At 55.5% G+C, this 18,529-nt stretch carries 17 protein-coding genes; 11 read left to right on the forward strand and 6 right to left on the reverse strand.

All coding sequences use genetic code 11. The features are described from left to right. The first annotated feature begins 53 nt into the window (after positions 1–53). The 6 genes from nosR to IEV54_RS11015 all read left to right on the forward strand — a co-directional run bounded on the left by nosR (position 54) and on the right by IEV54_RS11015 (position 7,847). On the forward strand, positions 54–2,213 hold the full coding sequence (gene nosR / locus IEV54_RS10990; RefSeq protein WP_188434430.1) for a transcriptional regulator NosR: 2,160 nt from the start codon (positions 54–56) through the stop codon (positions 2,211–2,213). 56 nt (positions 2,214–2,269) lie between these two features. Next, positions 2,270–4,177: a TAT-dependent nitrous-oxide reductase gene (gene nosZ, locus IEV54_RS10995; RefSeq protein WP_150276958.1), complete on the forward strand. Its 1,908-nt coding sequence runs from the start codon at positions 2,270–2,272 to the stop codon at positions 4,175–4,177. Between the two features lie 80 nt (positions 4,178–4,257). Then, positions 4,258–5,559 carry a nitrous oxide reductase family maturation protein NosD gene (locus IEV54_RS11000; protein WP_223825389.1) on the forward strand — a complete coding sequence of 434 codons (1,302 nt, stop codon included), beginning with the start codon at positions 4,258–4,260 and terminating at the stop codon, positions 5,557–5,559. Next, entirely contained in the window at positions 5,556–6,467 is a 912-nt protein-coding gene (locus IEV54_RS11005; RefSeq protein WP_150276957.1) for an ABC transporter ATP-binding protein, read from the forward strand. Before IEV54_RS11000 ends, IEV54_RS11005 begins: the two co-directional genes overlap by 4 nt. Further along, entirely contained in the window at positions 6,464–7,294 is an 831-nt protein-coding gene (locus IEV54_RS11010) for an ABC transporter permease (RefSeq protein ID WP_150276956.1), read from the forward strand. The genes IEV54_RS11005 and IEV54_RS11010 overlap by 4 nt, the downstream gene beginning before the upstream one ends. A 16-nt stretch (positions 7,295–7,310) precedes the next feature. Then, positions 7,311–7,847: a nitrous oxide reductase accessory protein NosL gene (locus IEV54_RS11015; protein ID WP_150276955.1), complete on the forward strand. Its 537-nt coding sequence runs from the start codon at positions 7,311–7,313 to the stop codon at positions 7,845–7,847. 145 nt (positions 7,848–7,992) lie between these two features. On the opposite strand, the gene IEV54_RS11020 is transcribed toward IEV54_RS11015, so the two are convergent. Continuing rightward, positions 7,993–8,502, reverse strand: coding sequence for a hypothetical protein (locus IEV54_RS11020; RefSeq protein ID WP_150276954.1), 510 nt, complete (start codon positions 8,500–8,502; stop codon positions 7,993–7,995). A 267-nt stretch (positions 8,503–8,769) separates the two neighbouring features. On the opposite strand from IEV54_RS11020, the gene IEV54_RS11025 reads away from it, so the two are divergent. The 3 genes from IEV54_RS11025 (at position 8,770) to IEV54_RS11035 (ending at position 11,769) form a co-directional block, all read left to right on the forward strand. Next, complete coding sequence (locus IEV54_RS11025; RefSeq protein ID WP_150276953.1) at positions 8,770–9,645, forward strand: YihY/virulence factor BrkB family protein; 876 nt, start codon at positions 8,770–8,772, stop codon at positions 9,643–9,645. A 98-nt stretch (positions 9,646–9,743) separates the two neighbouring features. After that, positions 9,744–11,114, forward strand: coding sequence for a glutathione-disulfide reductase (gorA, locus tag IEV54_RS11030; protein ID WP_188434432.1), 1,371 nt, complete (start codon positions 9,744–9,746; stop codon positions 11,112–11,114). A gap of 19 nt (positions 11,115–11,133) precedes the next feature. Further along, positions 11,134–11,769 (forward strand): trimeric intracellular cation channel family protein, encoded by a 636-nt coding sequence (locus IEV54_RS11035; RefSeq protein ID WP_150276952.1) that lies wholly within the window; start codon positions 11,134–11,136, stop codon positions 11,767–11,769. Position 11,770: 1 nt separating this feature from the next. Here the strand turns inward: IEV54_RS11035 and IEV54_RS11040 are convergent, their stop codons facing one another. Beyond that, positions 11,771–12,277 carry a copper chaperone PCu(A)C gene (locus tag IEV54_RS11040; RefSeq protein ID WP_150276951.1) on the reverse strand — a complete coding sequence of 169 codons (507 nt, stop codon included), beginning with the start codon at positions 12,275–12,277 and terminating at the stop codon, positions 11,771–11,773. A 262-nt stretch (positions 12,278–12,539) separates the two neighbouring features. On the opposite strand from IEV54_RS11040, the gene IEV54_RS11045 reads away from it, so the two are divergent. After that, on the forward strand, positions 12,540–12,872 hold the full coding sequence (locus tag IEV54_RS11045; RefSeq protein WP_223825388.1) for a PilZ domain-containing protein: 333 nt from the start codon (positions 12,540–12,542) through the stop codon (positions 12,870–12,872). A 22-nt stretch (positions 12,873–12,894) separates the two neighbouring features. On the opposite strand, the gene IEV54_RS11050 is transcribed toward IEV54_RS11045, so the two are convergent. The 4 genes from IEV54_RS11050 to IEV54_RS11065 form a co-directional block, all read right to left on the reverse strand. Further along, positions 12,895–14,016, reverse strand: a complete 1,122-nt coding sequence (locus IEV54_RS11050) for a DUF1513 domain-containing protein (protein ID WP_223825387.1) — start codon at positions 14,014–14,016, stop codon at positions 12,895–12,897. A 5-nt stretch (positions 14,017–14,021) separates the two neighbouring features. Then, entirely contained in the window at positions 14,022–15,065 is a 1,044-nt protein-coding gene (locus IEV54_RS11055) for an imelysin family protein (RefSeq protein WP_188434436.1), read from the reverse strand. 23 nt (positions 15,066–15,088) lie between these two features. Next, entirely contained in the window at positions 15,089–16,519 is a 1,431-nt protein-coding gene (locus IEV54_RS11060) for a di-heme oxidoreductase family protein (protein ID WP_150276948.1), read from the reverse strand. A 94-nt stretch (positions 16,520–16,613) separates the two neighbouring features. Continuing rightward, positions 16,614–18,002 carry an imelysin family protein gene (locus tag IEV54_RS11065; RefSeq protein ID WP_150276947.1) on the reverse strand — a complete coding sequence of 463 codons (1,389 nt, stop codon included), beginning with the start codon at positions 18,000–18,002 and terminating at the stop codon, positions 16,614–16,616. Between the two features lie 289 nt (positions 18,003–18,291). On the opposite strand from IEV54_RS11065, the gene IEV54_RS11070 reads away from it, so the two are divergent. Next, entirely contained in the window at positions 18,292–18,507 is a 216-nt protein-coding gene (locus IEV54_RS11070; protein ID WP_150276946.1) for a dodecin, read from the forward strand. The last annotated feature ends 22 nt before the right edge of the window (positions 18,508–18,529 follow it).

Raw genomic sequence — 18,529 nt, forward strand, 5'->3', positions numbered from 1 at the left:
GACCTACACTGATCGCCCCGCAAGTCCCCTCACCGCAACGGGAGTCTCGTTGAATGACCAACCTTCTCAGCTCTGCATGGCTATGCAGAACTGCCGTCTGCGTTTTTCTTGCGTTGGGAGCATTCCAGGCTGCTGTCGCCCAGGAATCCACCGAGCTTGTGCAACAGCGCATTGATACTGCGTTGCCCGACGTTGATGTCATCTCCGAGCCCGAAGGTGAGTACAACGTCCGTACCTTGTATGCAGGCGAGGAGGTGGTGGGTTATAGCTACCAGAGTATTGACGTCACTACTATTCCCGCCTATTCCGGCAAACCTATCAATCTCCATGTGATCCTGGATCCGTTGGGCGTAATCGTTGATGCCTATGTACTTGAGCATCATGAGCCCATTTTGCTCATCGGCATCCCCGAGCAAAAATTGCACGATTTTACCTCCAAGTATACCGGCGTCTCCGTCAACCAGCGTGTAGTGGTCGGCCGCTCGAGAGATGAAAACGCGGTCACTGTGGATGCAGTGAGCGGCGCTACAGTGACCGTCATGGTGGTCAATGAAATTGTCATGGGCACTGCGCATACAGTGGCGGTTTCCCTGGGGCTGGTCGAAGAGACAAGTGGTGTCGGAACCAGGCCGGCCACTGTTCGAGATGATGTATATCAGGAAGCGGACTGGGAAACTCTCACCGGGAATGGAGCAATCCGCCGCCTGCGTCTAACCCATGGTCAGATCGACGAAGCTTTTCGCGGTACGCCTGCAGAGGGAATAGACGAAGCAGGCCCAGATCAGGCCGACACGACCTTCATTGATCTGTACGTTGCGCATCTCAACCCGCCTACCATTGGTCGCAACTTGCTGGGTGACAACCAGTACCGATTTCTGATGGAAGATCTCGAACCTGGTGAACACGCCATCGCTGTGATGGGACGTGGAGATTACTCCTACAAGGGTTCCGGTTACGTCCGCGGTGGCATCTTTGATCGTTTGCAGTTGCGGCAGTTCGGCGAAATGATGAGTTTTCGCGACCTGGATCATGATCGTCTGTCGGATGTGTATGCCGCTGGTACGCCCGATTTTGACGAGAAGTCCATCTTTATCGTGCGGGATGAGCATGCGTTCGACCCTGGCACGCCCTGGTCCCTAGAGCTGCTGGTTCGCCGTCAGACCGGGCCGGTGAGCAGTATGTTCAGCAGCTTCGAGCTTGCATACCAGCTTCCTGAGGATTACCTCGAGCGGCCGCTGCCCACTGAGCAGGAGCTGGCTGCCATCGAAGAAGCCAACCGGCCTATGTGGGTCAATATCTGGTATCAACAAAGCTGGCAGATCGCCGTGGTCATTACGGCACTGCTGGTTTTGCTCGGGATCCTGTTCTTCCAGGACAAACTCACCAAGCACCCAACCATGCTGCATTGGCTACGTCGCGGATATCTGGTTTTCACCGTGGTGTTTCTCGGCTGGTATGCGCTGGGTCAGTTGTCGATAGTCAACGTACTGACCTTTGTTCACGCGGTCTTTGATGACTTCCGTTGGGAGCTGTTTCTCACCGACCCGATCATCTTTATCCTGTGGGTCTTCACTGCAGGCAGCATCCTGCTTTGGGGGCGCGGGGTGTTTTGCGGCTGGCTGTGCCCCTTCGGCGCTCTGCAGGAGCTGATCAACGAAGCAGCACGCAAACTGAAAGTGCCTCAGTATGAACTGCCCTTCGCAGTGCATGAGCGGCTTTGGGCGATCAAATACATCGTGCTTATGGTCCTCTTTGCCATATCGCTGGAGTCCATGTCAGTCGCGGAGCGGGCGGCCGAGGTGGAGCCGTTCAAGACGGCCATCACTCTCAAATTCGATCGCCAATGGTGGTTTGTGTTGTATGCGGTGATCCTGCTGGTGATCAGCATATTCACTCGCAAGGTGTACTGCCGCTACATCTGTCCGCTCGGCGCAGCGCTAGCCATCCCTTCAAAGTTCCGTTTGTTTGACTGGTTGAAGCGTCGCAAGGAGTGCGGTGACCCCTGCCAGTTGTGCGCCAAAGAGTGTGAGATCCAGGCCATTCATCCGGATGGACACATCAATCATAACGAGTGCCACTACTGTCTGGATTGTCAGATGACCTATCACAACGACGAAAAATGTCCGCCGTTGATCCTCAAGAAAAAGCGCGCCCGAAATGGGAAGAAGGAGCCCATACCCGAGCTGATACCTGTGCATGTGGTTGAACCCTGAACGAGCAGAAATCTTAACGTTCAGGATCCGAATATAAAGTATTCAAGGAGCACAAGATGAGCGACAAAGATAAAGCAGGCGAGATAATTGAGTCCAAAGGACTAAGCCGCCGCGGCTTCCTCGGTGCCAGCGCCATGACCGGCGCAGCAGTTTTCGGCGCAGCGACGCTGGGCAGTTCCGTCATGAGCCGCGAGGCCTTCGCCCAGGCCGCAAAGGAGGGTAAGGGCAAGTCCAAGATCCATGTCGCGCCAGGCGAACTGGATTCGTATTATGGTTTCTGGAGCGGCGGGCATCAGGGTGAGGTCCGGGTCATGGGCGTCCCGTCCATGCGCGAGCTGATGCGCATCCCCGTTTTCAACGTTGATTCGGCCACCGGCTGGGGTCTTACCAACGAAAGCAGAAAGATCCTGGGCGATGGTGCGAAGTTTCTGAATGGGGACTGTCACCATCCGCACCTCTCCATGACCGATGGCAAGTACGACGGCAAATACCTGTTCATCAACGACAAGGCCAACAGCCGCGTCGCGCGTATCCGCCTGGATATCATGAAGTGCGACAAGATCACCACGATCCCCAACGTTCAGGCGATTCATGGCCTGCGGCTACAAAAAGTGCCGTATACCAAGTACGTTTATGCCAATGCCGAGTACTTCATTCCGCACCCGAACGACGGCAGCAACTTCGACATGACTGGCGATGATGTCTACACCATGTTCAACGTGATCGATGCCGAGAGTATGGAAGTCGCTTTCCAGGTTATCGTTGATGGTAACCTGGACAATACCGACTCAGACTTTACCGGCAAATACGCAGCATCTACCTGCTACAACTCGGAAAAGGCCACTGATCTGGGCGGCATGATGCGCGCAGAACGCGACTGGGTAGTGGTGTTCAATATCGCTCGCATCGAAGCTGCGGTCAAAAAAGGCGACTTTATCACCCTGGGCGACTCGAAAGTGCCAGTTGTGAACGGCCGCGCCGGCTCAGAGCTGACGCGGTACATCCCCGTGCCGAAGAACCCCCACGGCTGCAACACCTCGCCTGATGGCAAGTACTTTGTAGCAGCCGGCAAGCTGTCACCTACGGTCAGCATGATCGCTATCGACCGACTCGATGATCTGTTCGACGACAAGTTCGAAGATCCACGTGAGGTGATCGTTGCTGAAGTTGAACTGGGCCTCGGACCGCTGCACACGACTTTTGATGGCCGTGGAAATGCCTATACCACCCTGTTCATTGATAGCCAGGTGGTTAAGTGGAACATGGCAGATGCTATTCGTGCGTATAACGGCGAAGACGTGAAGTACATCAAGCAGAAGATTGATGTGCACTATCAGCCCGGTCATAACCATGCGTCGCTGACTGAAACGTCCGAAGCAGATGGTCAATGGATGGTAGTGCTGAGCAAGTTCGGCAAGGATCGATTCTTGCCAACCGGTCCGTTGCACCCAGAGAACGACCAGTTGTTTGACATCTCCGGTGACGAAATGAAGCTGGTGCATGATGGTCCTGCCTTTGCCGAGCCGCATGACTGTGTTCTGGCGCGTCGTGATCAGATCCGGACCAAGAAGATCTGGGATCGTGATGATCCGTTCTTTGCCGAGACGGTCAAACGGGCGGAAAAGGACGGCATCAGCCTGACTTCCGATAACAAGGTGATCCGCGACGGCAACAAGGTGCGCGTCTACATGACGTCCTTTGCGCCGGCTTACGGTGTAACAGAGTTCACCGTCAAGCAGGGTGATGAGGTCACTGTGACCATCACCAACATCGACCAGATCGAGGATGTGACCCACGGCTTCGTGATGGTCAACCATGGTGTGAGCATGGAAATCAGTCCGCAGCAGACCTCCTCTATTACCTTTACTGCCGACAAACCCGGTGTGTACTGGTACTACTGCAGCTGGTTCTGCCACGCATTGCACATGGAAATGACTGGCCGGATGTTGGTCGAGCCCGCCTGATAAGCACGTTGTCAGCATGCTTAACAGCCCGGCGAAATCGCCGGGCTGTTTTTCTATGGCGCCCAAAGAAGGTAACAGCAGTGCCGAAAAGACTGGCGAGAGTGGTATCGCGCTTTAGTGCTACATGTGCATTACTGTATGTTTCCGGAGTTGCCCAGGCGGCTCCCCAGAATATTGTTGACTTGCCACTGTCTGCCGACAGTGACAACCGCTGGATCCTCCCTGAAGGGGAGTATCAGGGTCAGTTTCTGATTGATCAGCCTATCCATCTGCGTTGCGAAGATGGCGCAATACTAAGAGGCCAGGGCACCGGCCATATCGTCGAGATCAAAGCCCCGGACGTCACGCTCGAGAACTGCACCTTGCTGGAGTGGGGAGCGAACCTGACCGATCTGGATGCGGGGGTTTTCATTCATCCACACGCGGATCGCGTGACCCTGCGCGGCAACCGTCTGCGGGGGCCCGGTTTTGGCATCTGGATCGATCAAGCCAGTGATGTCAGCGTGATCGGCAACGACATTGAAGGAGACGAGACGGTTCGCTCGCAAAACCGTGGCAATGGCATCCATATGTTCAGTACCAAGGGTGCCCGCATTATCGATAACCATGTGCGCCACACCCGCGACGGCGTATATATCGGCAATTCCAACGGCAATCAGATCGAGGGCAATACGCTGGAAGATCTGCGCTATGGCGTGCACTACATGTTTTCCCACGACAATACGGTAATCGGAAATCTCACGCGCAATACCCGTACCGGCTATGCGCTGATGCAGAGCCGTCAACTGACGGTCACCGGTAATCGCTCCGAGCACGATCAGAATTACGGCATTCTGATGAACTACATCACCTACTCCACGATAAGCGATAACTTCGTATCCGATGCACACCAGGGAGATGGTGATGCCATGATCTCGGGCGCGGAAGGCAAGGCTTTGTTCATCTATAACTCCCTGTTCAATACCATTGAGAATAATTATTTTGAAAACAGCGGGTTGGGAATACATCTTACTGCTGGTTCTGAGGACAACAAGATCAGTCGCAATGCCTTTGTGGGTAACCAGCAACAAGTCAAATATGTCGCTACCCGAACCCAGGAATGGTCGGTGGAGGGGCAGGGTAACTATTGGAGCGATTATCTGGGCTGGGATCGTGATGATGACGGTATCGGCGATGTGTCCTACGAACCGAACGACAATATCGACAGACTGCTCTGGCTCTATCCGCAGGTGCGCTTGTTGATGAACAGCCCGGCCATTGAACTGTTGCGCTGGGTGCAGCGAGTTTTCCCGGTGACCAAGTCACCGGGCGTGCAGGATAGTCATCCGCTAATGAAGCTGCCGGCCGACAGTCCGGCGCTGATTCAGGAAACCACTCGATGAATGCTGTTGAAATCCAGAATCTCACCCAGCGCTACGGCACCATGACCGTGCTCGAAGACCTTAGCCTGACCCTGGACGAAGGTGAAGTGCTCGGCCTGTTCGGACATAACGGGGCAGGCAAGACCACTACCATGAAACTTGTTCTTGGCCTGCTCAACGCCACCGAAGGTCGAGTGCGGGTGCTGGGTCGCGAGCCGAATGATCCGCAGGTTCGTCGCACACTCGGTTATCTACCCGAGAATGTCACTTTCTATGCACAACTGAGTGGGCGCGAAACATTGCGTCACTTTGCCCGTCTCAAAGGTGCTCACACCAGCCAGACCGACCATTTGCTGGAGCAGGTAGGTCTGGGGCACGCGGCCGATCGCAAGGTACGCACCTATTCCAAAGGTATGCGCCAACGCCTGGGCCTGGCGCAAGCATTGCTGGGCGAGCCCCGGTTGTTGTTACTGGACGAGCCTACTGTCGGGCTGGACCCGGTTGCCACCGAGGATCTGTACAGCCTGATCGATGGCCTGCGCCAACAGGGCTGCAGCGTCATTCTCTGTTCCCACGTACTGCCGGGCGTCGAACGGCATATCGATCGAGGTGCCATCCTCGCAGGTGGTCGCCTGCAGGCAGTGGGCACCCTGACCAGCTTGCGCCAGGAGGCTGCGCTGCCCGAGCGTATCCGGGTCAGCGGTGTGGTCGATCGGGAGTCATGGCTGCAACGGTGGAACGCAGCTGGTCATATTGCCACGCCCCTTGGTAACGACGGTATCGAAGTAGTTGCACGCGGGGATCAGAAGCTTGACCTGTTACGTGAGCTGCTCGCCGGAGAAACACTGACTGACATCGAAATTCACCAGCCCTCGCTCACCGACCTCTATCGCCACTATATGGATCAGGCCAGCGAGGTCACGGCATGAACCAGATATGGAATATCGCGCGCAAGGAACTCAGCGACGGGCTACGCAATCGCTGGTTGCTGGCGATCAGTCTGGTGTTCGCATTGCTGGCAGTAGGCATCGCCTGGTTTGGCGCAGCGGCTTCAGGGCAGGTGGGTTTTACGTCTATTCCGGCGACCATTGCTAGCCTCGCCAGTCTGGCAACCTTTCTCATGCCACTGATCGCCTTGATGCTGGCCTACGATGCGATCGTCGGCGAGGAGGAGGGTGGTACGCTGATGTTGCTTCTGACCTATCCGCTCGGCCGCGGACAGATACTCCTGGGCAAGTTTTTCGGGCATGGCTTGATCCTGGCCCTGGCCACCTTGATCGGTTTTGGCTGCGCTGCCGTGGCCATCGGTGTCCTGGTCGAAGATGTGGAACTGAGCCTGCTGATGTGGGCATTCGGACGTTTCATGATCTCTTCGACGCTGCTGGGCTGGGTGTTCCTGGCCCTGGCCTACGTGTTGAGCAGCCTTGCCCGGGAAAAATCGACCGCGGCGGGTCTGGCCCTTGGGGTGTGGTTCGTGTTCGTGCTGGTATTCGATCTTGCGTTGCTGGCGGTACTTGTTATCAGCGAGGGCAAGTTCAATCCGGACCTGTTGCCCTGGCTTTTATTATTCAACCCCACCGACATCTACCGCCTGATCAATCTGTCCGGCTTTGAAGTTGGCAGCAGCGCCGTGGGTGTACTCACCCTGGGTGATGATCTGCCCATATCAGGTTGGCTGTTGTGGGCCTGCCTGGTGGTTTGGGTGGGTGTTTCCCTGCTATTGGCTTATTGGTTATTCCGTCGACGTGTTGTGTAGCTATGAGGATATCTGGATGATGAGTTATCTCGAAGGGCGCAGCGCGCGCCTGATTGCAATTGCCCTGTTGGGTTTGAGCTTGCTGGCCTGTGGCAAAGAAGATGTCGAGCAGGTCGCCCGCGAACCTGTGGCATTCCATCAGGAAGACGAGTGCCATGTCTGTGGGATGGTGATCAGCGAATTCGAGGGGCCGAAAGGGCAGGGCGTGGGCAATGATGGCGTGCGCAAGTTTTGCTCGACTGCCGAGATGTTCGGCTGGTGGCTGCAGCCTGAAAACCGCATCAGTGATGTTTCGCTGTTCGTTCACGACATGGGCCAGAGCACATGGAGCTCGCCAGATGATGCGCACCTGATCGACGCAACCCAGGCCTTTTACGTCATCGGCATTCCGCTGAAGAGCGCAATGGGCGCCAGTCTGGCCAGCTTTGCAGACGAAGCTGCGGCGCAGACACTCGCTGACGAACATGGCGGACAAATGTTGCGCTTTGAAGAGATAGATCAGCAAGTATTGCAGCAGTCCGCGTCCTCGCAGCATGGGCATGACATGCACTGAAAAAACCGGCTTCCTGGGAAAACTCTGTATGCAATGGCGAGTGCAGCCCGCCTGCACTCTTCCAGCATGGTAACGGCATGAACCCTCTCAGTGGCTGTCCGTCCGCCGAGCCTGACTGAGGTCGCGGGCTATCGAGAGTGAGCAGTTAGTGATCAAGCTTTTCGAAAGTCGGGTCATTGAAGTAGGTTGCGTAGCTGTTCAACGCCTCCACCACCCGTATGGCACCATCGCTACGAGCCTGCCCGTGCTTATCGCCCTGCATCAAGACGACTCCAGCCATTAGCTCGGCAATGATCACATGCAGTTGTGCATCCGCTTGGGCCTCCAGCTCGCAATTGTCAATCATATAGGTCACCTGGTCATTCACGCTGGCAGCAATCGCGTCGTAGTGATCAACTGAGAGCCGACGCTGATGAATATCCAGCGCCAGTGGCTGCAGATCGTTTCTTAATCTGGCCATGGCCTTGCGTAACGGACCATCGGTCTGCCACTGATTGCCGTTGTTCAATTGCAGAGCATTTGGTCTTTCACTCTGCTGCTGGTGCGTTTCCCCACCATGGGCATGAGCACCGGCATTATCTTCGGCATGGGACAGGCTGAGCGGCAGAGCCGTAATTACAATCGCGAGGCATAAGCCAAGAGTGTGGTTAGGCATTACTGATAGTCCTTTGTTGGATCTTGAAGCGAAGTTTCGCTTCTCCCTGTAACCTTAAGCATATTTCATGCCGCTACTTAACCCCATGAGTTTGTTAACATTTTAAACTTAATGGTCAGATACACCACGAGGCATCAGGGTAAATTACACTGATGTGGTTATATAAACCCCGCTCTTCTGTCTTATCACCAGTCTTTTTGGCAACGCAGAACTCTTGCTTGATGTTATCGTCAGACCTAGAGACGATTCATGTACCGAGGGACGACAATGGCATTTCTGGATCTGCAGGGAACGAGTACTTTCACGCTGATCAAGCGTACCTTCAAGAACTTCATCTCCGATGATATGCCCACTTACGCCGCGGCACTCTCATACCGCGCACTCTTTGCGCTTTTTCCCTTTCTGCTTTTCCTGATAGCCATGCTGAGCTTTCTCAACCTACAGGATTTTTTCGGCTGGTTACGTGAGCAGGCGGCGCTGGTGCTTCCATCGGCAGCACTAGAGATCGTGGATCCTGTGATTACTGATTTGCAAAGCGGCAAGAACAGCATCTTCTCGGTAGCCATTGTGGTGGCAATCTGGGTAGCGTCAAACGGCATCCGCTCGCTGATGAACGCAATGAACAAGGCTTACAACGTGTCTGAAACCAGACCGGGCTGGAAACGCTATCTGCTTTCCGTGGCATACACCGTCGGGCTTGCATTGCTGCTGCTCACTGCTACGGCACTGATGGTGGTGGGGCCGGGCTTGATAGCGTGGATAGGTAGCTGGGTGGGGCTAGGTGATATGGCGGTTACGCTGTGGGCCGTTTTACGCTGGCCGTTCGCTATCATGCTGCTGATGTTAGTAGTTGCCCTTTTGTATTACTTCACACCTGACGTCGAACAGAAATTTCGTTACATCACTCCAGGATCAATAATGGCTGTGATCATCTGGATAGTCGCTTCCTTGGGGTTCGGCTTCTACGTCAGCAATTTCGGCAACTACGACGCCATGTACGGCGGGATCGGAGCGATGATTGTGCTGCTGCTGTTCTTTTACATCTCCTCAGCGGTATTACTCCTGGGTGCAGAGCTCAATGCCACTATTGAACATGCCTCGACGGAGGGCAAGGACAAGGGCGAGAAACAGGTCGAATCATGATCCCGTGGTGACAAACCATCTGGTGGGCTAATGCGTGGGCAAAACAGCCTGTCGATGCGTTATGCTGTGGCATCTTTTTTCAGCAGCCAGGCGGAAACATGAGCGATTTTGATTTTGACCTTTTTGTAATCGGGGCCGGGTCAGGAGGCGTGCGGGCCAGCCGCCTCGCCGCAAGTTATGGGGCGAAAGTTGCCGTTGCCGAAGACCTGTACCTCGGAGGCACCTGCGTCAACGTTGGCTGCGTGCCAAAGAAACTGTTCGCCTATGCTGCGCATTTCGCCGAAGACATGGAAGATGCCCATGGCTATGGCTGGAACATTGGCGAAACCAGCTTTACCTGGAGCCGCCTGCTGGAAAACAAGAACCGCGAAATTACGCGGCTTAACGGCATCTACCGCAATCTGCTCTCCAGCGCAGGGGTCACGCTTATTGATGGGCGTGCACGCTTTGTGGACTCGCATACCGTTGCGGTAGGTGACAAGACCTTCACCGCCGAGCGTGTTCTGGTAGCCACAGGCGGCTGGCCTTACATCCCGGATTTTCCTGGTAGCGAACATGTCATAAGCTCCAACGAAGCCTTTTACCTCGAAACCCTCCCAAAACGGGTAACCGTGGTAGGCGGTGGTTATATCGCAATAGAGTTCGCCAGTATCTTCCAGGGCGTCGGCTGCGAGGTGACTCAGTTGTACCGTGGAGACCTGTTTCTGCGCGGGTTCGATCAAAGCATCCGTGAACACATGGCTACTACCATGAAGGCCAAGGAGCTGGATCTGCGCTTTAACACCGATGTGCTTTCCGTCGAGCGCCGCGAGGACGGAGTGCTGTCGCTGTCGCTGTCCGATGGCTCAACACTGGAGACCGATCTGGTGCTTTACGCCACTGGCAGGCGCCCCAATATTGCCGGACTGGGTCTGGAGAATACCGGAGTCACCGTGGACGATATGGGTTTCATCGATGTCGACCAGGATTATCAGACCAGCGATCCCGCCGTGCTTGCCATAGGTGATGTTACCCATACCATGCAGCTGACACCGGTCGCGCTGGCTGAGGGCATGGCGCTTGTGCGGCGCCTGTACAAGCCCGACGAATACCGCCCGGTGGATTATGACGATATCGCCACCGCGGTGTTCTGCATCCCCAACGTGGCAGCTCTGGGGCTGACTGAAGAGCAGGCCAGAGGCAAGGGCTACACACTCGCTGTCTACGAAAGCCGATTCCGCCCGATGCGCAACACCTTGGCCGGACGGGGGGAAGAGAGCCTGATGAAGATGATCGTCGACAAGCAGACCGACCGGGTACTGGGTGTTCACATGGTTGGCCCGGATGCGGGGGAGATCGTCCAGGGCATGGCGATTGCACTCAAGGCGGGAGCGACCAAGGCCATGTTTGATGCCACTCTGGGTATCCATCCCACAGCCGCTGAAGAATTCGTGACGATGCGGGTCCCTACGCGTGTAGATCCCGACTGAGCCGACAGGAGCTGTGGGCATGAGCTGGTTTTACGCGTTTGATCTTTTTGGTGTCGCCGTGTTTGCCATCTCTGGCGCATTGATGGCTGGACGCAAGTCCATGGACCTGTTCGGGGTGCTGGTAATTGCGCTTATCACCTCACTGGGAGGGGGAACCCTGAGAGATACGATTCTGGACAACCATCCGGTTGTCTGGATTCGTGACGATCTCTATATTCTGGTTGCGGTTCTGGGGGCACTTGGCACCATTGCCTGGGTTCGCTTGACAAGACCAATCCATGAAACCGGCCTGCTGGTCGCGGATGCGTTCGGATTGGCGATTTTCACCGTGATCGGTACGCAGGTGGCGTTGGCACAATCGGTACCAGTCAGTGCCGCCGTCATCATGGGCGTGATGACCGGCGTGGCCGGTGGCGTAATACGCGACATCATCTGCAACGAGATCCCGCTGATTTTTCAGCGAGAGATCTATGCAACAGCCTGCATCGTCGGGTCGTTGGTGTATATCGGTCTATACCGACTGGATACACCAGCCGACCTGGATGTGGCAATTGCAGTAGCTACGGTGCTGGTCATCCGGCTCGCAGCAATCCGCTGGCATCTGGGGTTGCCACGTTTTCATCTACTGGATCGCAAGCCCGCTGAAAAAGACTGATTCAGTGGTGCTGATGCTCGCTCCGCTCTATATCAGCCGAGTGAGTGTCGTGCGCCGTGGTGCTGGGCGGCTTCTCTTCAATCATTACCTGCACCTCGATACTACCGCCATCTGTGAAGACCAGGGTCATTGGAAAACGCTCGCCCGCTTCGAGCGGTTGCTTCAGGCCGAACATCATGAGGTGGTAGCCACCGGGTTTGAAGACAACCTCAGCACCTGGCGGAATAGCTAGCTGATCAACCCTCTGCATTTTCATCAGCCCATCCACATGAACGTGCTCGTGTACCTCGACCTTTTCTGCAATCGGCGAATGGGCATCGACCAGGATTTCCTGATTGTTGCCGCGGTTTTCAATGACCATATAGGCGGCGCCGGAAGGCACGACCGGGGGAAGGGGGCGCGCCCAAGGGTGGGCTATGTGGAGGTCCCCAACCTGGTAGTCATGGGCCAGAGCAGGCCCTACCATTAGTAGGGCACAAAAAAGACTGGAAAGTGTTTTGTGTAACATGCACTGTTTCTCTAAAGGTTGATTGATCGAGAGTAACCTGGCCAGCCAGCCGTCGCTACAACGACATCGCAAATTACTCAAAGATACGAATATGTCATTGTGCCATTACTTGGGCGGTGTCAGAATTATGGCGAGATTTGCGGAGTAGTTAACGTTAATTCTTTGGCGCATGGCTGTTAGCCAGCATCAGTTTCCAGCAGACTGTATGGGTCAGGCACCGCGGGCAAAAACATGGACTATTACCTTGACCATTGAGTCAAATATGTACGAAAAACGAAAACTGGAACGAAAAACAGTGAGCACAAGTCTCGAGGTGTACGATCTGGATACGGGTAACCACCTGGGCAGGGTTGTAGATCTGCATGCCGAAGGACTTATGCTGCTGAGCGATCGGCCTATTGATCTCTACAAGCACTATGCGCTGCAGGTGAGCCTGCCAATGACGCTCAACGGCTTGACCGAGTTCTTTCTTGATGCCGAAAGCCTCTGGAACCGGGAAAGCCTCGCCGGGGGGCAGTACTGGACCGGCTTGCACTTCACCCAGTTGCCAGAGGCTTCCCGTACCTGTATCGAAAAAATGGTTGCCAGCCGCTAGTTTTATCCAGGCAGTATTGATGTCAGGTGCGAGTTGACGTTAGATGATTGTCCCATCGCTGATCACTGGCCTCGATCCGCGTCACACGACTTGCCCGATTGAGATAGATGCCGCCCATGCCTGAGGTAAACACGAAGGTGCTGCGCCGGTCGGCAATAGCACCGGCAACGTCGTCGATCTCTACCGTTTCCAGGGTCTCACAGGTCATATAATCCAGCAGCAAAGCGCGATTGCCACGCGGCGCAGTCACCGCCACGATATGGCTCGCAGGATCAATGGCCACGCTGGCAATGTAATTGCGTAATTTGCTCTGCTGCTCTGCAGGCAGTTTGATCTCGGAAAACTCGCTATTGGCACAATCCAGCCGCCCAATCAGCGGTGGTGTTTCCCATGCCTGGCCTTCAAATTGATACCCGGCGATAACAATCCCTTCCTTACTCACATCCAGATGGCGAAGGCTGAGCTGGTGGTGGGATGGCTCGTGTCGTTGGGAAATATGACCACTGTCGCGATTGATCAGCAATAGCGCGGGCTGCATGTCGGCCAGATTGAGCTTGATGCGATCGTAGTCGGGATGCGTCCTGATGCCACCCAGGGCAACCACCAGAGTCTGGCCGTCCGGATGCAGACGAATCTCGTGCGGGCCAATCCCGTCGACGTCCAGGTCGCCCAGCAACTGGTAGGCGTGTTGCGCGTCGTACACCAGAATCTTTCCGCCACCGCTGGGGTAATGATTGGCGGTAGCGTACAGCAGGTTACCGTCCGGACTGAAAACGCCATGCCCATAAAAGTGATGATCTTTTTCTGCCTCGATCTGCCGAACAATGGTACCTGCCTGAAAGTCAATTACCTGAAAATGGCGGCCGGGCCTGCGACTGAACATGACGACTTCGTTGGCAAGTGGCCGTCTGCAACCGCCATGCCCACGCTCCGGCACGGGCAGGCGAAAGCCAATCACGCCGTCCTCATAGAAACCGGCAATGAAATGCCCTCCGTCTGCATCATCCAGGGCACTGAGATACAGTGGGCCGGGCCGGGCAGAAGAGCTCTGCGTCGCTGACCTTGCGGCCCCCATCACAGAGAAAGCGGCCATGGCACCCACACTGGCCAGACCCGCGCGCAGCAAAGCTCTACGGTTGATCACGGGTATCAGTCTCCGTCGCTCGAGTTGAAGCCCTTTATGATGCCCAGTTCGCTGGCAATACTGCCGTTAAGCAACGTCGTCAGGCGATCAACATCAATATAGAGCAGCTGCAACTGACGATAACCGTCGTCACTTTCAAGTAAAGGCGTGAGGGCTGCAGGCATGTTTTCCAGACGTGCCAAGGTGGCACTCAATTGCTTGCGAAATTGTTCCGCAAGCGGTGTGAGCTTGCGTTCCTCCAACAGGATAACCAGCCCGGGTAAAAAATAGGTCTGCAGGCCAGCAAGCGTTGCGTGCATGGTGGCCAGTGATTCACCACTGCGCCAGGCGTCGGCAATATACGGATTGCGCCGGGTCGTGCTGCCTAGCCCCATGGGCGCCGCAAGGCGCTTGTCGCGCAGGATTTCCAGGCTGTGCATGGCGGCCAAAACGGTGGTGTGAACATACTCTGGCCGGCTTAGGAAATGCAGCTCGAAACTTGTCCAGCCAGCTTGCAGCCGCATGGCGTTGGTGTGGATCTGTGCGCTTACCGTCTGCAGAAAGTCACAGGCGCGTTTGGCGGGTAGTGCGTGACCGGCGTTGACGACACGTGGGTCGAATAATACATATTCCAGGGCGGGAAACCCTTTGGCTGCGACACTGTCGCTGGCAATTGATGCCGCATCAATGAGCTGCTCACCTTGCAGCCACTGGTCTGTCTTGCGGGCGATCAGGTTCTTGGAATCCGGCCAGAACTGCAATTGCCAGGCAATGTTGTCTTGCTCGATTGGACCGAAGTCGACAAACCGAATCCGCTGCCAATCCAAAAAGGCGCTCAACCACGCATCGCGAATCGTCGTTACTTGATGATTGTCCGGTGCCTGGCAATAGGCCCGGGCGCGCTCTTGCAGCGCTTCGCTGCTAATGACAAACGCCTCGTAGCCTGTATTCAGGTCCGCGTGCCATTGGGGTTTGGCGTGTTGCTGGGCAATGGCCAGCTGGCTGAGAGAAATGGCAAACAACCCGCACAGATACACCAGCAGTTTTCTCGAGCGGTGAAACAAACGCATGTCGATACTCCATAAAGTGATGTTCATAGGGACTCGAGAAAGCGAATAAGAGCAGAGCGATCTTTAACCGTCATCGACCGATAGCGATCAGCCGACGCCTGAGCTTCACCACCATGCCAGAGGATCGCCTGTTCCAGCGTTTCTGCACGGCCATCATGCAGGAAGCCCGCCCGCGGGTTGATCTCCTGGGCAAGACCTAAACCCCACAATGGCGGTGTACGCCATTCATTGCCATTGGCTAGAAATTCATCACGGCCATCTGCCAGACCTGAGCCCATGTCGTGCAACAACAGGTCGGTATAAGGCCATATGGTCTGATGACTCAAATCAGGCCGGCCGGCTGCCTCGCCAGTGACATGCCGTGGGGTGTGGCAGGCAGCGCAGTCGCTCTGATTAAACAGCTTGGCTCCAGCCATAACTTGTGGGTCGTCCATGTTACGGCGGGCCGGCACCGCAAGGCTGCTGGCGTAGAAATCGATAAACCCAGCCACTTCATCGCTGACCTCGGGTTCGCCTCCATGGGGGGCGGCATCGCAGCCCTGGCTGGGCGTGCAATCGGTTCCCGGAACCAGTGCGGAAGTCAGGCCCATATCACCCGCAAAAGCACCCATACTCTGCTGCATGACCGTTGGTTCACTGGCTTTCCAGCCAAAACGGCCAAGTACAGTGGTTTTTTCAGCCTTGTCCCACACGCGGTTGGCCCGGCCCGAGATACCATCGTTATCGGTATCATCCGGGTCGGCCGCAGCTAGAATCAGCTCCTCTGGAATATTCGCCAGCAGACCCAGGCCGATCATGGGCGGGGCCACCCGCGGGGACGTCAACAAATCGGCAGGCAGTGGTCCGTACTGTGGGTTTTCTATTCGATAATGCGGCACGCGCATTGTCACCTTGGTGCCATCGCCCAGTAACTCCTCACGCTGGGTCCAGTTGATTACCAACTCGGCTTCTGGCTTGAAACCCGGAATAGCGGCGGTCTGTAACTGGCTACCGTAAACCGGATGCGGGACAAAGCCGTGCTGCTCAAGGATCTCGACATCTTTTTCTGGATCGGCTGGCATCGCCAGGCGCAAGAACAGGGAGATGCTTGCTTCATCGGTCAGGGGAGGGTGACCACGGCCATCCTTGATATGGCAACCCTGACAGGAGTTGGTATTGAACAGCGCGCCCAGACCGTCTCGGGCTGCTGTGCTGGAGGGTGCAATAACCCAGGGATTACGGAAGAAACTGTTGCCCACACTGAAATCAAGTCGCTTGGTCATGGACAGATTGCCCTGGGGCAGCGAGAAAGCATTGTGATCGGATTGCTCAACCGTTCCTTCTCCGCCCGTTTGGGGGGTCTCCTGGAGCGGATAACTGTGAGCCTCTGTGCCAGCGGCCAGAAGGGCAATAAGCAGAGTTACGCATGCTAGTCGTGGTGCAACTGCACCCGACGAGTGAAAAAGTGAGTTCATGAATGCAGGTCTATGTAGTCACTGAAAGAATAAAAGCCCGGCGCGATACGCCAGGCTTTCAATTGTTACCGCTGTTTCCGAACTGTCCGGCGAATCAGAAAGAATGCCCGGCGTCGTCCGGCTCCAGCGAATCCAGGCCCAGCTCGTTGGCGATCTGCTCGATGGTACCGGTCTGTTCAACCAGAGCAGCGATAGCCTTGTTGACGATCTTTGCGCCTTGCTCATTACCAGGTGCAATCATCATGTCGAATGACATGGGCTCGTCGCTCGCTTCGGCAGCGTCCTTCATCTGCTGCAGAGCTGCCATGGTCTGCTCGAGGTCGCCGCGCAGTTTCTGATCAAGCTCCGGATTACGGTCTGCCATCAGATCGGAGAGGGCAGGGCCAGACATTTCTTCGCCATCGGTGGTGGTGTAGGTGCCCAGGTAAACATTCTGCACGCCCTTGGCATTATAGAAATGCGAGTTGTGGGTGTTGTCACTGAAGCAGTCATGCTCGTCTTCATAGGAGTTGGCTTCCAATGCAACTTTCATGCGCTCGCCAGCCAGCTCGCCCAGGGAGAGGGATCCCATCCCGAACAGCATTTTCTGGAAGACTTCCTGTGGTTGCAGGGCAAGCAGTTCTTGCCGGTAGTTGCCGCCTTCACCTGGCGCCCACTGGCCAACCATCCACTCAAGGTCGTTGACCAACAGATCGGTGACCGCATCAAGATATTCGCCGCGGCGGTCACAGTTGCCATTGGTGCACTCCTCGCCCTTGGCATAATCAGTAACCGGACGGCTGCCAGCACCATGTTCAAAGCCGTTCAGATCCTGGCCCCAAAGCAGAAATTCAACTGCATGATAACCGGTGGCAACATTGGCCTCGGAACCGCCAGCTTCATTCAGGTTAGCCAGGATTTCCGGGGTGAGGGTGCTGACGTCAACCGTTTCGCCTCCCACGTTGATTTCCTGGTTGGCAATAATGTTGGCGGTAGCACCTTCGTTACCCATCTCGTATTGGTAATCATCGGCGGCGACATAGTCAATCATGCCTTCATCCAGTGGCCAGGCGTTCATCTGGCCCTCCCAGTCATCGACAACGGCGTTGCCGAAACGAAAGACTTCGGATTGCTGATAGGCCACTCGGGCTTGCAGCCAGGCCTGCTTGGCTGCTGCCAGATTCTCTTCAGTGGGTTCCGCAATCAGAGCATCAGTGGCTTCGTTGAGGGTCCGTGCGGTTTTCAGCGCATCCTGATAATTGGCGTGCGCCATATCAGCATAGTGCGCTGCAACCGCCTGGTGATCGACACTGGCGGAAGCTGTTTCGTTTTCATCAGACGGGAACACTTCCGCGCCCGGCTCGGCATCAGCCATAGTCTCTACTGCCGGCGAATCACTGGCCTGTGCAGCGGGAGCATAGTCATCATCGTTGTTGCATGCGGTCAGGATGAAGGTCGCGGAGACTGCAAGCGCCAAAGCCTTGAGTGGAAAATGAACTGCCATGAATTAGAACTCCCTGTACCCGTTTGGGTCATAATGAGATTGATTTGTGTTTCCGATTATATGCCGGAAATGTGATTTTGCAATGCCAGTCCGTGTAAAAGGTGGCTGCAACACTCGTGGGACCGCTGTTCTATAAGAGTGTTCGCATCAAGCAGTCCTCAGCCCCGACCCACTGGTTTTCGTCCTTCGTGGCAACATGGTGCATTAACCCGCGCGTGGTGTGTTCTGAACTAACCCGAATATCTTTTGCCATACTCAGTGAACATGCACAGCAAGCAAGGAGTACTACATGTCCAACCATCACGTTTACAAGAAAGTCGAAATTGTTGGCTCTTCTACCACCAGCATCGAAGAAGCCATCGAGCACGCGATCGCCGAGACAAGTAAATCGGTGAAAAATGTAGAATGGTTTGAAGTTCAGGAAACCCGAGGCCACGTGACTAATGGGAAGGTTGCGCACTATCAGGTGGTTCTCAAGGTTGGCTTTCGCGTAGAAAGCACCTGATCAAGGCAAATTAAAAAACCCG

It is taken from the genome of Halopseudomonas salina (assembly GCF_014637955.1).
GTDB lineage: Bacteria > Pseudomonadota > Gammaproteobacteria > Pseudomonadales > Pseudomonadaceae > Halopseudomonas > Halopseudomonas salina.

Bases quoted from the DNA above. Each gene is read 5' to 3' on its own strand.
- nosR (WP_188434430.1), top strand. From the start codon at position 54: ATGACCAACCTTCTCAGCTCTGCATGGCTATGCAGAACTGCCGTCTGC.
- nosZ (WP_150276958.1), top strand. From the start codon at position 2,270: ATGAGCGACAAAGATAAAGCAGGCGAGATAATTGAGTCCAAAGGACTA.
- IEV54_RS11005 (WP_150276957.1), top strand. From the start codon at position 5,556: ATGAATGCTGTTGAAATCCAGAATCTCACCCAGCGCTACGGCACCATG.
- IEV54_RS11010 (WP_150276956.1), top strand. From the start codon at position 6,464: ATGAACCAGATATGGAATATCGCGCGCAAGGAACTCAGCGACGGGCTA.
- IEV54_RS11015 (WP_150276955.1), top strand. From the start codon at position 7,311: ATGATGAGTTATCTCGAAGGGCGCAGCGCGCGCCTGATTGCAATTGCC.
- IEV54_RS11020 (WP_150276954.1), bottom strand. From the start codon at position 8,502: ATGCCTAACCACACTCTTGGCTTATGCCTCGCGATTGTAATTACGGCT.
- IEV54_RS11025 (WP_150276953.1), top strand. From the start codon at position 8,770: ATGGCATTTCTGGATCTGCAGGGAACGAGTACTTTCACGCTGATCAAG.
- gorA (WP_188434432.1), top strand. From the start codon at position 9,744: ATGAGCGATTTTGATTTTGACCTTTTTGTAATCGGGGCCGGGTCAGGA.
- IEV54_RS11035 (WP_150276952.1), top strand. From the start codon at position 11,134: ATGAGCTGGTTTTACGCGTTTGATCTTTTTGGTGTCGCCGTGTTTGCC.
- IEV54_RS11040 (WP_150276951.1), bottom strand. From the start codon at position 12,277: ATGTTACACAAAACACTTTCCAGTCTTTTTTGTGCCCTACTAATGGTA.
- IEV54_RS11045 (WP_223825388.1), top strand. From the start codon at position 12,540: ATGTACGAAAAACGAAAACTGGAACGAAAAACAGTGAGCACAAGTCTC.
- IEV54_RS11055 (WP_188434436.1), bottom strand. From the start codon at position 15,065: ATGCGTTTGTTTCACCGCTCGAGAAAACTGCTGGTGTATCTGTGCGGG.
- IEV54_RS11060 (WP_150276948.1), bottom strand. From the start codon at position 16,519: ATGAACTCACTTTTTCACTCGTCGGGTGCAGTTGCACCACGACTAGCA.
- IEV54_RS11065 (WP_150276947.1), bottom strand. From the start codon at position 18,002: ATGGCAGTTCATTTTCCACTCAAGGCTTTGGCGCTTGCAGTCTCCGCG.
- IEV54_RS11070 (WP_150276946.1), top strand. From the start codon at position 18,292: ATGTCCAACCATCACGTTTACAAGAAAGTCGAAATTGTTGGCTCTTCT.